This is a genomic window from Peribacillus sp. NPDC056705 (assembly GCF_043656335.1).
This window is the reverse complement of record NZ_JBHTYI010000025.1, coordinates 1-13098: the sequence shown is the minus strand read 5'-3', so window position 1 is coordinate 13098 and position 13098 is coordinate 1. Positions and strand designations below refer to the sequence as shown.

The 13098-nt window shown below is 42.8% G+C and carries 14 protein-coding genes and 1 riboswitch; of the genes, 1 reads left to right on the top strand and 13 read right to left on the bottom strand.

Annotation, left to right across the window (positions count from 1 at the left end; translation table 11 throughout):
- Positions 1 to 45: 45 nt before the first annotated feature.
- The 8 genes from ACFRAK_RS21325 to ACFRAK_RS21290 form a co-directional block, all read right to left on the bottom strand.
- Positions 46 to 918, bottom strand: a complete 873-nt coding sequence (locus tag ACFRAK_RS21325) for a MetQ/NlpA family ABC transporter substrate-binding protein (protein ID WP_387706364.1) — start codon at positions 916 to 918, stop codon at positions 46 to 48.
- Between the two features lie 21 nt (positions 919 to 939).
- Complete coding sequence (locus ACFRAK_RS21320) at positions 940 to 1590, bottom strand: methionine ABC transporter permease (RefSeq protein WP_053537357.1); 651 nt, start codon at positions 1588 to 1590, stop codon at positions 940 to 942.
- Positions 1591 to 1610: 20 nt separating this feature from the next.
- A complete protein-coding gene (locus ACFRAK_RS21315; protein WP_387603593.1) occupies positions 1611 to 2627 on the bottom strand; it encodes a methionine ABC transporter ATP-binding protein in 1017 nt (338 codons plus the stop codon).
- 342 nt (positions 2628 to 2969) lie between these two features.
- Positions 2970 to 3081: riboswitch (SAM riboswitch) on the bottom strand.
- A 128-nt stretch (positions 3082 to 3209) separates the two neighbouring features.
- Positions 3210 to 3515: a GNAT family N-acetyltransferase gene (locus ACFRAK_RS21310; protein WP_387706366.1), complete on the bottom strand. Its 306-nt coding sequence runs from the start codon at positions 3513 to 3515 to the stop codon at positions 3210 to 3212.
- Complete coding sequence (locus ACFRAK_RS21305) at positions 3512 to 3682, bottom strand: hypothetical protein (RefSeq protein ID WP_387706368.1); 171 nt, start codon at positions 3680 to 3682, stop codon at positions 3512 to 3514. The genes ACFRAK_RS21310 and ACFRAK_RS21305 overlap by 4 nt, the downstream gene beginning before the upstream one ends.
- A gap of 95 nt (positions 3683 to 3777) precedes the next feature.
- Entirely contained in the window at positions 3778 to 4146 is a 369-nt protein-coding gene (locus ACFRAK_RS21300) for a nuclear transport factor 2 family protein (protein ID WP_394572461.1), read from the bottom strand.
- 345 nt (positions 4147 to 4491) lie between these two features.
- Positions 4492 to 5802: an amidohydrolase family protein gene (locus ACFRAK_RS21295; RefSeq protein WP_387706372.1), complete on the bottom strand. Its 1311-nt coding sequence runs from the start codon at positions 5800 to 5802 to the stop codon at positions 4492 to 4494.
- A 160-nt stretch (positions 5803 to 5962) separates the two neighbouring features.
- Entirely contained in the window at positions 5963 to 6940 is a 978-nt protein-coding gene (locus tag ACFRAK_RS21290) for a zinc-dependent alcohol dehydrogenase family protein (protein WP_394572460.1), read from the bottom strand.
- 211 nt (positions 6941 to 7151) lie between these two features.
- Here ACFRAK_RS21290 and ACFRAK_RS21285 point away from each other — a divergent pair, with 211 nt between their 5' ends.
- Complete coding sequence (locus tag ACFRAK_RS21285) at positions 7152 to 7490, top strand: YmaF family protein (protein ID WP_387603579.1); 339 nt, start codon at positions 7152 to 7154, stop codon at positions 7488 to 7490.
- 144 nt (positions 7491 to 7634) lie between these two features.
- Here the strand turns inward: ACFRAK_RS21285 and ACFRAK_RS21280 are convergent, their stop codons facing one another.
- The 5 genes from ACFRAK_RS21280 to ACFRAK_RS21260 form a co-directional block, all read right to left on the bottom strand.
- On the bottom strand, positions 7635 to 8480 hold the full coding sequence (locus ACFRAK_RS21280) for an HAD family hydrolase (protein WP_387706376.1): 846 nt from the start codon (positions 8478 to 8480) through the stop codon (positions 7635 to 7637).
- 118 nt (positions 8481 to 8598) lie between these two features.
- Positions 8599 to 9867 (bottom strand): PTS ascorbate transporter subunit IIC, encoded by a 1269-nt coding sequence (locus tag ACFRAK_RS21275; RefSeq protein ID WP_387603573.1) that lies wholly within the window; start codon positions 9865 to 9867, stop codon positions 8599 to 8601.
- Positions 9868 to 9897: 30 nt separating this feature from the next.
- On the bottom strand, positions 9898 to 10164 hold the full coding sequence (locus ACFRAK_RS21270) for a PTS sugar transporter subunit IIB (protein ID WP_076372257.1): 267 nt from the start codon (positions 10162 to 10164) through the stop codon (positions 9898 to 9900).
- 17 nt (positions 10165 to 10181) lie between these two features.
- A complete protein-coding gene (locus tag ACFRAK_RS21265; protein WP_048883162.1) occupies positions 10182 to 10448 on the bottom strand; it encodes a PTS sugar transporter subunit IIB in 267 nt (88 codons plus the stop codon).
- Positions 10445 to 12511, bottom strand: a complete 2067-nt coding sequence (locus tag ACFRAK_RS21260) for a BglG family transcription antiterminator (RefSeq protein WP_387706378.1) — start codon at positions 12509 to 12511, stop codon at positions 10445 to 10447. The genes ACFRAK_RS21265 and ACFRAK_RS21260 overlap by 4 nt, the downstream gene beginning before the upstream one ends.
- Between the last annotated feature and the right edge of the window lie 587 nt (positions 12512 to 13098).

The window sequence follows — 13098 nt, the reverse complement described above, 5'->3', positions numbered from 1 at the left end:
AGGCATCTTGCATCCATCCGGCATTCCTCCACTTGGTCTCAAGCATTATTTTTCATTTGCTGGTTTTGTCCAAGCATCCTGGTAATTGACCAATTCATCGACAGAAACATATGCAGGAATGGTGTTTCCTTTAAACGTTTTTTCTATGAACGCTTCCACTTTTTTCGATTGATAAAGCTCCACTAATTTTTGCAGCTCAGGACGATCGGCATTTCCCTTTTTAACTGCAATGATATTAATATATGGTTTCGCCGTTTTACTTTCATGGAATAATGAATCTTTTAAAGTAAGGCCCGCTTCGACAGCAAAGTTATTATTGATGGCTGAAGCATCGGCATCATCCAATAAACGAGGCGTATTGCCGGCAGCAACAGGCTGGATTTTCAATTTTTTCGGATTATCCTTAATGATTTCCAATGATCCCGATCCATTGAATTCCTTTTTCAATGTAATCAATCCAGCTTCCTGAAGAAGGAGCAGTGCACGGCCGAAGTTTGTCGCTTCATTCGGAACGGCAATCGTAGCACCATCCGGAAGATCCTTAAGACTTTTATGTTTTTTCGAATAAAGGCCCATGGGCGCAATGACAGTCGACCCGATGGCCTCTAATTTCAGATTTTGATCTTGAACGAATTCATCGAAGTAAGCGACCGTTTGGAATGAATTGGCATCGATTTCACCTTCACTTAACGCAAGGTTCGGTTGGATATAATCATTGAAAGTGACCAGTTCGATATTAAGCCCTTCCTCTTTCGCTATATCGACAATATATTCCCATGTTCTCGTATCCCCGCTGCTGACACCGACTTTCACTGTTTTCACATCATCCGAACCGCCTGATGCACCTTCTTTTTTCCCGCATGCTGCAGACACGATGGCCAATGCCAATACGATGATCGTTAATAAGATTTTCTTCATTTCTCCTACCTCCTGTTATGTTTATCTTCTTCTGATTTTTCTTGAAACGAAATTCCCGGTGGATTGCAATAATTGAACGATGATCACGAGCGCCGCCACCGTGACGATCATCGTCATCGTATCGAACCTTTGATAACCGTAAGCCAAAGCTAGATCTCCGACCCCGCCTGCACCGACGGCACCTGCCATGGCCGTAGAACCAACAAGCCCGATTGTCGCTGTTGTAAATGTAAGGATCAATGAACTAAGTCCCTCGGGAATCAAAAAGCGGTAAATGATTTGCCATGTCGTCGCCCCCATCGCCTGAGCTGCCTCGATGATCCCTTTGTCCACTTCCAACAGGGAGTTCTCCACAAGCCGGGCAATATAAGGGGCCGCGTAAAAGATTAACGGAACAATGGCCGCATTCGTTCCGATTGCACTGCCTACAATCATTCTTGTAAACGGAATAAGTGCTACAAGCAAGATGATGAAAGGAACCGACCGCAATATATTGATGATCGGGTTCAATACATTAAAGACCCATTTATTCTCCAGGATGTGACCCTTTCTTGTAATGACAAGCAGGATACCGAGCGGAAGCCCAATCAATCCGGAAAATACCAATGAGATGGCTACCATATAAAGTGTGTCACCGAAAGCTGTCGACAGCTGATCTGCCGTTATTTCCATTCCCCAAAGCGTATTAACCATTAAATCTGCACCTCCTGGACGAGAATCCCCTCGTCTTTAATATATTGATAAGCCTTTTCCACCTCATTTTTGTTCCCGGTCACTTCGATGATCAAATTCCCGAAAGGCGTTTCCTGAATTTCAGAAATATTGGCTGATAAAACACTTAAATGAACATCATATTTCTTCGAGATCGTTGAAAGTAAAGGAGTACCCGAAGTAGTTCCAATAAAATTAATTTTCCAAATAATCGGGATATGGGACCCTATGCTTTTTAGGAAACTTTGTGGGATTTCGTCATGTATGACCGTTCTCACGAAGTTTTTTGCAATATCCGTTTGCGGCTTCGCAAAAACTTCGAAAACCGAACCTTGTTCAACGACACATCCGCCCTCCATGACCGCTACCTTATTGCAAATTTCCCTAATGACAGACATCTCATGAGTGATTAGCAGAATGGTGATATTGTATTCTTTATTGATTTTCTTTAAGAGCTGCAGAACAGCACTCGTTGTTTGTGGATCCAATGCCGAGGTAGCCTCATCACACAATAAGATCGATGGATTGGTAGCCAATGCTCTCGCAATGCCGATCCGCTGCTTTTGGCCGCCGGATAATTGTTCCGGATAACTCTTTGCTTTGCTCGATAAGCCAACGAACTCCAACAGCTCTCCTACCCGCTTTTTGATTTCTTTACCAGGGGTTCCCGATAAAATCAGCGGCATGGCGATATTATCAAAAACGGTCTTTGAGTTCAGCAAATTAAAATGCTGAAAAATCATCCCGATTTTTTTCTTTTCTGCCCGCAATTCCTTCGGGTTCAATTTGGTTAAATCCTTGCCCCCAACAATCACCGAACCATCTGAAGGATGTTCAAGCAAATTGACCAACCTGATCAACGTACTCTTCCCGGCCCCGCTATAACCGACTACACCGAATATATCCCCCTTTTCCACTGTCAAATTGATGCCCTTCAAAGCCTCGACAGTCTGTTTCTTTGTTTGATAAACCTTTTTGACATGTTGAAACTCAATCATCCAATCTCCCCCCATGCTGTTTATTTGTACGAATTCATTATCTAGAGAAGAGCTTTGCCAAGTTTCATAATGATAGGGTTAAATTTTTGGAATTCACGAGTAAATGCGCGGAATTCACGAGTAAATGCGCGGAATTCACGAGTAAATGCGCGGAATTCACGAGTAAATGCGTGAAACTCACGAGTAAATCTGCCAAACTTACGAGTAATTGCACCAATTCTCCAAATAACCATATACATTTTGAATAAACAAAAGAGGCCTCTTCCGTCATCAGACAGAAGAGGCCTCTTTTAGACATAAAAAAAGAGTAAACTCTTAAATTAATTATCTAAGAAAAGCTCCTTCTTATCTTTCAAACTTTCGTCCGTTGGAATTAGCACAGTATTTTTACAAAAGTAAAAACCCGCTGCCGAGGTATCATAGGGCCAAGTCCCTCCACATCTCTTGATAAGAATTAACGTTATATTTAATTATGTCCTTCACTATATATTCTAATTTCTCTAAAGTCAACCATATTTTTCATCACGCTAAATATTTTTATAGTATAGTGAATTGATAGATTTTAATTATATCAATATAACTTTAAATCGATTTGCTCATTCTCCATACAAGGTATTTTTCATTTTCTTCGCTTATCTTCTTCATGCCTGAATTCGTATATAAACGAATCGCCCTTCCATTATCCGGAGAAACCCTTAAATGATATTCGGAGACGTTAAATTGCCTGAAAAAGTTTTCTGCATAGCGAACCAATTCCTTGCCAAGGCCTTTACTGCGGTAATCGGGAATAAGATAAAAAAGATTCACATAGCCAATCTCTGTTCCTTCATACTCCCGAATTTGAAGTTCCATCTGGCCAATCGGTTCTTGGTCCTTTTCAATGATCACCTGTCATCCGGAAATTTCCGGACCCGTTCTTTCATTCGTTGCAGATATGTATTCTCATCTCCAAAACCATCTTCAGATCCAAAACTTACAACATAGGAATCTTTCCTAAATTTAATGATAATCTCTTTATCTTTATCGGTATCAATGGTACGAAAGATCAGATTCACCCACCCCAATCATTTTATTGAAATATTTTTTTAAACAAGCAAATCTCATTTTACTTACGCATTTTTATGATAATTCTTATTCATAAATAATAGGCCTAGCGGGGCCCTTTCGTTTTCGTGCCTTGATGAAAAAACATTTGCCATCTTCCATTCGTACATTTCCAGATTGAACTCCTTAAGGTATGTTCCACTTTATCTTCATCAAAAATCCGGTACGTCGTTAAAACGGTATCCTCAGACAATGGATGCATATCAAATTGACTTATTGTCCTCTTCACCGATCCGGCTCCCTCTTGTCCCAAAAAATCGTTTTTAGACCATATGTTACCCGAACTGCCGAACTCAAAGAAATCATCTTTCAATAATAATGAAAGCTCTTCTGGTGATTTACGGACTTCAGATTTTAACAATTTCTCCTCTAGCTGATACAAATGCTCTTTTAATAATGAAGATTCACTATCCATTCATCTTGTCCTCCTTTTTCAGCTATTGGTGAAATTCATGATCCATTGTGGCAAAGATTTTTTATCCAGTTGGTTAATATTTTGCGGTCAGCAGCATTTTTTGTATTTAACCATTTTTGCCATACCTACTTTGTTTCCATATTTCCAAGAAACTGGACTCAGGACGGATTTCAGAGTGTTAGTTACAATTTATTCTACATTACTAGCGGTCATTCCTTTTTGACGGCCATTCGCTGCGAACTATTCCTTACTGGTCCTCCCACATCTTCATCATTGGGTCCATAAAAAGAAGGAGCTGCAAATGGCAGCTCCTTTTTCTGTGCATCCGTTTGTTTTCCCACCAGGTTAACGTGATAGTGTACCTTGCAGGCGATTCGTTTCGGCGATTACTTTTTCTTCATCGATCGTTAAGCAATGTCTTTCTTTCACGACCATTTTGCCATCGATATACACATCACAAACATCATTTCCGCGTGCTGCATAAAGCAGGTGCGAATAGGCTTCACTCAGCGGCTGCAGGTGTTCTTTGTCATATGGGTAAATGGTGATGAAATCTGCTTTTTTACCAGCTTCCAGTGATCCTGTATGGCTCATGCCTATCGCTTCTGCTCCCATTCTTGTGGCCATGGCTAGTGCTGTTTGGGCAGAGAATTTAGTGGCATCCTTATAGATTCCTTTTTGCAGTAATGCAGCTGTCCTCATTTCTTCGAACATATCGAAGTTGTTATTGGAGGCGACGCCATCTGTTGCTACTCCCACTTTAATGCCTGCATCAAGAAGGCTGACGACATCGGCAATTCCAGATCCGAGCTTCAGGTTACTGATTGGATTGTGGGCAACGCGAACATCATGCTGTTTCAGTATCGCCCGCTCTTCATCATTGAGAACCACACCATGTGCCATCACGGTAGGCTGATCGAACAGACCTAGACGGCGAAGGTGCTCGACAGGACGGGATCCGTAACGCTTTTGGATGTCGAGGATTTCAAAATCCGTTTCCGATACGTGGATGTGCACCATCAAATCATTCTCTTTTGCAATCCGTGCACTTTCCATGATCGCTTCAGGTGTGCAGGCATATGGGCTATGTGGGGCGACCATGGCAGTCAGGCGTCCATCGGCAAACGTTTTATAGTTTTTTGAAAACATTTCTGCCCCCATGAGGTTCGCTTTTTGGTCTTTTTCGGTACCCAAGCTGAAGATCGTGTAGGAGAAGGCTCCGCGCACTCCTGTTTCGCCTATCGTCTCCATGACAGCACCTGCATCTATTCCATTCGGATTAAACATATCCGAAAATGTCGTGGTTCCTGATTTCATCATTTCCATAATGCCAAGCTGAGAGCTTACAGAGGCGATTTCCGTTGTAAACTGGCTTTCAAGCGGCCATATTTTCGTTTCAAGCCATGGCTTCAGCAGCATATCGTCCCCGATACCGCGTAAAAGGGTCATTACAATATGCGAATGGGCATTCACAAGGCCTGGCATGATCCATTTCCCGCCAAGGTTGACCACTTGATCTGCATCTGCCAATTGTTGTTCATCATGCTGGCCGATGTAGGATATGGTACGATCTTGTACAATCATCATGCCGTTTTCAAAGATTTGATTTTCCTTGTCCATAGTAAAAAATATAGCATTCACATATATGGTTTTCATAAGTAGTTCCTCCAAAGTCGTATCATGTATCAACATGGTCTATTCCGCATTCTAAACTAGCACCTTACAGGTAATCAAGTAATTCCATATTATCAGGGGTCATTTTCATTTACCTTAGGAACCTATTGGAAGAGCTCCAAGATGCATGACTCATGCGAAATTAGTTGTTTAAGAAAATCTTCCCTCCATTGCTGGCGACTTGAATGGCTTTTTGCACATCTTGAAGGCTGTAGTAGGAAGCCGGCATCATGAACTTCAATCTTTTATCATTAATGAAACCCAACAAAAGGTTAAACATTTCATGCCAAGTTTGTACAGAAGCCTGCTGATTCCAATGCCGAAGATGAAACATTTTAACTTCCACTTTTGTCCTTTGTGAAATTTCCGCCCAATTTACAGACTGTCCTGATAAAAGGCCGATCGTTAATAAGATGCCATTAGGCCGAACACAAAAAGCTAGCTCTGAACCATCGTTGCCGCCCACTGAATCTATGGCCGCTTTCGCTCCGCGCCCATTCGTCCATTCCATCACTTCATCATGCAAGGATGATCGGGACGTATCGATCACATATGAAGCACCAAGTTTAAGCAGTTCCTCCGTATACTTATTGTTTCTCGTTACAGCAATCAGCTTAAATCCAAGTATCTTGGATAACTGGGCAAGGATACGCCCAATGGCAGATCCGCAAGCATTTACGAGTAATACATCATCCGGTTTCAATGCCAATACTTCTGTACAGATTAGCCATGCGGTTATCGGGTTTATATATAATTGCGCTGCAATATAATCCTCGATCGAATCGGGAATGACGATGGCCAAATCCGCTGATGTTTTAACATATTCCTGCCAGGTCCCTTCACCGCGCAAAGGCAGAACACGCTTGCCTATCAGCTCGTTCGAAACCGATGGACCCACCTCTTCTACAATGCCGACCCCTTCATAACCGGGTATGGAAGGCAAGGGAATTCGGTGGGAATATGCACCGCGAATGGGCAGCAAATCAGACGGGTTAATGGGACGTGTAGTCATCCGAACGAGGACTTCCCCCTCGAACGGTTTTTGAATACATTTATTTTCAACTTTTAAAACCTTTTGCGGATTCCCGAACTCATAGAACTTAACACATTTGGCTTCCAAGATGATAATCCTCCTTCAATTCATTAGTCTTTCTATTTTATCATTTAAACTGATCCCACCTGGCACTTAAAGAGCTTTTAACCCTGGATTTATGTTCATGTATTGTGGTTTTTCACGTGTTAATCCCTTTACATAAATTTACGTTAAGAATCTTCTTATTTTTCCAAGCATATGCTTTATAAAACGTTTGTTTATACAAGGGGTGGAGAGGTTGAATAAAGTAGGAAAAGATGATTTTGTATCTGGGTTCGTACCACATCATAATCATGGATCTGTTGATTATACCTCCGTAGCTGAAGGCCATGTCCATCAATGTTTAGATGTAACTTCCCCGCCAATTCCATCACAAGAGGGAGAACATATTCATTATACTGAAGGATATGTGTTATTTGAGGATGGGCATACCCATTATTATAAGGCATATTCGGGACCACCCATTCCGGTTGGAAATGGCATGCACGTTCACTATTACGATTTTCACACAACGGAAGATGATGGGCATAGCCATAGAATTAAAGGGATCGATCAACCTGCTCCAGGGAATAAATAAGATACATGATAAACAAAAAACATCAGGGGGATGTGAAATCCCCCTGATGTTTTTTTGCCTTCGATCGTCTGACTCTAAATGCATCCAATCAACGTTCAAATCCCACAAGCAAGATTAGATCTTATTCTTGCCTTCCAGGTTATCTTAGTGAAACATTCCCTTTAAAAAGCGATACAGTCCGTCTTCTCGATATGAATGCTCCGTCACTTCAGCGGCTTGTTCTTTGACCAGGTCCGTGGCGTTTTTCATGGCAACGCAATGCCCGGCGAGTTGGAATAACGGGAGGTCATTTTCGCCATCGCCTACTGCCAGGATATTTTCCGGTGCCAGCTGGAAATGCTTCAGCAGCAGGTGAACGCCTGTTGCTTTTGTGATGCCTTCCACGGTCACTTCTACATTATGATGGGTGGAGGAGGCTGTGGTAAAGGCATTGTACTGCTTGATTTTCCCCAGCTCCGCTTTCCATTTTCGAATCGTATTCATTTCATTGCTGAAGAAGTAGATTTTGGCTACGCTGCCTATATCCAGTTGTTCTGACCATCTTATTTTGTCTTCCACTGCATCCTGTCTTGATAGCCATTCATTTTCATCGACTGTCTCAGGCTTTGGCATCAAACCTTGTTTAACCATATAGTCTTTATCTTTAAGTAATGCCATCCGTGTTCCATCGTTCGGATGAACTTCGTAAAAAATCTCTTCCGCTCCTGCTTTGGCGACCAATTCTTCCACAAGTTCCGGCGGCAGGGCGTGTTCGACTATCTGCTTCTTTCCGATGAATACGGACATTCCATTGGCAGTCACCACTCCATCGGCTTCCATGCCGGATGGCAAAACGTCCCTCATTTCTTCAAGCGTCCTTCCTGTTGCAATGAAAATCAGCTTGCCTCTTTTCCTGAGTTCGCCTATGTATTGTTCCAGCGTCTCGTTCACAGTGTTTCTTTCGTTCAATGTCGTGCCATCCAAATCGAGCACAATCGCTTTGTTGGTCATGCAAATCACCTCAAAAATCCGATTGATATGAAAATGCCAACAGCCCATTATCTATAAAGATCTTAGGCTGTTGGTTTCATTCATTTATTTTTGTTTCTTTACTTATCAGTATAACAGTTTAGGATAATCCTAAAAGTTTCATGACGCTTAGGATCAAGAGACCGACCACACCAAAGTCCGAATCACCGAATGTGGTACCTTCGAACCCTACATCCCCCAAGAAGACCAGGAGTATTGCCGGCAGGAAACTAATGATGAGCCCGTTGGCAAAGGATCCTAGCATCGCTCCGCGTCTGCCTCCTGTGGCATTTCCGAATACTCCTGCTGCAGCTCCGGTGAAGAAATGCGGTACGAGCCCTGGAACGATTACTTTCAATCCAAGTACCGGAAGGAGGAACATGGATAATAGTCCAGCCAAGAAACTGAATAGGAACCCGATGATCACTGCATTTGGAGCGAATGGAAAAATGGTCGGACAGTCCAATGCAGGTTTTGTATTCGGCGCGACTTTATCGGCAATCCCTTTGAATGCAGGGACGATTTCAGCAATTAACATCCGTACTCCTGCAAGGATGATATAGACTCCTGCAGCGAATGTTATCGCCTGGATGAAAGAGAATACGATGAAGTTCGAACCGCCGGATAATTCCGTTTCAATATAGTTCTGTCCGGCAAATAATGCGACGATCACGAAGAACATCGTCATTGTAAGCGATACAGCGACTGATGTGTCCCTCAGGAATCCTAAAGATTTTGGAACCTTGATTTGCTCTGTCGTTTTTTCCTTATTTCCAAACCATTTTCCAACAGTCGCGGATACAAAATATCCTATTGTCCCGAAATGTCCGATGGCAAAATCATCGCTTCCGGTAATCTTCCGTACGTATGGCTGAAGGAGGGCTGGGAACATCACCATGCATACTCCCAATAGAATGGAACCGACCAAGATAAGCGGAAATCCATCGAGCCCGCCGACCGAAAGCGTGACTGCAAGTAAACAAGCCATGAATAAGGTATGGTGTCCCGTTAAGAATATATATTTAAATGGCGTGAAACGAGCCAGCAAAACATTGACAACCATACCAAAAACCATGATTAGTGCAGTCGAAGTCCCAAAATCACTTTGGGCGGCTGCGACAATGGCTTCGTTATTCGGTATGACGCCTTGTACATTGAATGCATGATCGAACATTTTACTGAATATATCAAGGGCGCCAATGAGCACTGCCGCTCCCGCTCCAATGATAATGAAGCCCATGACGGTTTTTAGCGTTCCAGATACAACATCCGCACTGGATTTCCGCTGTAACAGCAGGCCGATGAGGGCAAACAGCCCCACAAGTATGGAAGGTGTACCCAAGATGTCATTCATGATAAGTTCCAGCATTGCCTCTCCCCCTCTTCTTATGTTTACTTCTTATAGATGTGAAGCCAACTTCGATGTGATTTCAGGAATGCTCATCATGTTTTCCAGTGTGACGATCGTCCGGGTTCCATCATCCAGCTGACCGACAATATCCGCCGCTCCCAGGTAAATATCCGCCTGAACCGTTTTTGCGGATGCCAGATCCGTATGATCCACCTCGGCTGTCTTACCCATTTCCGTCAATGCTTTCTTCACATTCATCTCCATGATGAAGCTGCTTCCCAATCCATTTCCGCATACTACCATGATTTTCTTCATATCAATCTCTCCTTTTTTTATCCTACATGCATTTCCAATTTAGATTTGATTTCAGGGATGCTCATCATGTTTTCCAGTGTGACGATCGTCCGGGTTCCATCATCCAGCTGACCCACAATATCCGCCGCCCCCAGGAAAATATCCGCCTGAACCGTTTTTGCGGATGCCAGATCCGTATGATCCACCTCGGCTGTCTTGCCCATTTCCGTCAACGCTTTCTTCACATTCATCTCCATGATGAAGCTGCTTCCCAATCCGTTTCCGCATACTACCATGATTTTCATTCCGCTTCCTCCTTCGAATATTTATGAACGTAATCCATAAGGACCGATTTATCTGAAGTGCTTAAAATTTCTTCTATATTGGCTGGTTCATTCAATAATTGAGTGAGCTGGATCAATGCCCGCAGGTGCGAATCGTTATCCACGGCCGCCAAAATGATTATCAGGCGTACCGGTTTATCCGGCGCAAAGTCCACGGCTTCATCCAATTTCAGCAAACTCATGGATAAAGACCTGACCCCCTGCTCCGGACGTGCATGGGGAATCGCCACTCCAGGCGTTATCACTACATATGGTCCATTAGTTTCTATCGCCTCGATCATGGCATCCACATACCGTTCCTCTACGGTTCCTAAGTCCACGAGAGGCTTGGCCGCGACTTGAATGCCTTCTTTCCAATCGGAAACATGCCGCTGTAATTGGATCGTTTGCATATTGAGCAGTTCTTCTAACACAGGCTTCTCTGCCTCCTTTAAAGAAAATTGGGTTATTTTTGGTGTATGGGTATACACATTCGACTTCAATGCTTTTTCAAGCTGATCCTGTTCATGGATGGTTGCATACTTGGATATGATCTTTAATAAAGCTGCAACATCCACACTTTCCGTCGTATATCCATACAATTCCTGCATGACCTGCTGGCGTAATGTATGTTTGTCCTGCATTTCCAAAATGGGCGGTACAACGAATAATGCCGCTTTTGTTCTCATATGCACCGTTGAAAAAACAAGATCGTACGACAGTGGGTATTCAGCCGCATTTCTAACGGACAGAACGTCCAGGAACAATATATCCGGAAATAATTCCCTCAATGTATAAATGAGGATATTGCTGATGCCAATGCCATTCGGGCATACGACAATTGCCCGTTTTCGATCATCCAATGTCGTCCCTTGCCTGCGCAGCCATCCGCCAAAATAGACGGTGAAGTATGCGACTTCCTCTTCCGATACCGGACAGCCAATTTCTTTCTCCAGCACCCACAGGGATTTTTTTGTCAAATGATGCAATTCAGGATAGACCTTCTGCACCCGTCCCGTCATCGGGTTCATTTGCGGAAGACCATACCGCAGGCGATGATATGCCGGTTTGAAATGAACGTATAATTGTTGGAATAGCTGTTCTTTGTCTTTCAAGTGAACAAATGCCAGCCTCTCGAACTCTGCCACGATTTCCTGCAAAAGGTGTTGAATGGCTTCATCATCCTTAAGAGGCGAAATATCCTTCGTTCGATTCATGCTCAGTAAATGTAAGGTTGCGTATAAGTTTTCCGTTTCGCTCCATACTGATTGAAAGGCATTCGTTCTGGTCATTTCCTCAACCATTTTGTATTCTTCCGTCGCAACAAACGGCGCCCAGCTCTGGTCTGCCTGTAACTCTTCCCCTTTTCCTATGAGCTGATCAGTACATAGAAATAAATAGCTCAGTTCATGAAGCCGTTCATCCGTAAAGGTGATGCCCAATTTACGTTCGATCCTTTCAAGCTGAAACCGGATCGGGCTGATTTGCTTTTCATGGTTTCCCCATATGCATTCCATGATCAACTCACTATTGGGACTGTTCAGTACATCATGCACGAGACGTTCAATGATATATCTCTTTACTCGGGTTTCCCCAATCACCACATAGCCATCTTGTTTGGAATACTGGATTTTGAGCGAAATGTCCCTGTTTTTCTCTTTAAGTCTTTTTAAATCCTTCAACACCGTATTACGTGAAAGCCCGGTGATCGCCTGGAAATGATAGACGGACAATTCTTCTCGGCTTAACAGGATCATAAGGTAAAAAACTTTTTCCCTATCTGTCTCTGAAAATATATAATTGCGTTTTGTCAGTTTTACATTCAATTCTTCATCCCTGATCGTTTCAGAAAAGGAGTAGCCCATTTCACGATTATATTGAATCGGTTGATATCCATGAAATTGGAGCCAGTCATTCGCTTTGCTCAGACCATATTGGATTTGCCTTCTCGTCAGACCTGTTTGGGCTTCAAGTTCTTTCATTTTTGAAATGGGCGAATGCTGTAATAGTTTTAGTAAATTGGCGCTTCTTTCATCTAAAAACATTCTCAATCCCTCTCCCTGCTTCTACGATATCTCACTTCTTATTAAAAATGTAGCGTTTCTAAGTCCGAATGTTGTCATAGGTACTGCACAATAATATACTCTTTAAACAATTGTGCACAATAGCGCATCTTTTTATTTCGTAAGCGATTTACAATAAAATTCGAGGCATATTGGAATGCATGATAGTGAGGCCTGGGGGCGGGTTGTAGCTGAGGGTTTGGAATGATAAGCCGTTTTAAAGGGGCTAAACTTTGGCGATGGAATTCGGAATACGCATTCTTCAGCCAATCAAAATGGCATATTTTCCAAACCCTCAAAAAACGTTCGGAGTTGATTTCAGAAATTCATTGAGGGTTTCATAAAACAGTCAAAAACCATTAAGGATCTTGTTTTAAATCATAGTCTTTAAAACAAAGCCTCCCGGACCGACCGCGGAAAGCGAGTGCCTGGAGAGGACATAAAAAAAACTGTAGGCAAGCTCGATTTTCATCAAGTTGATCTGACCCAATAAAGTTAGACATATAGTTTAAGCAGCTTCTAAGACTTGAGTTCGGTATTCTATCGGACTCAGGTCGTTTAATTTTCTC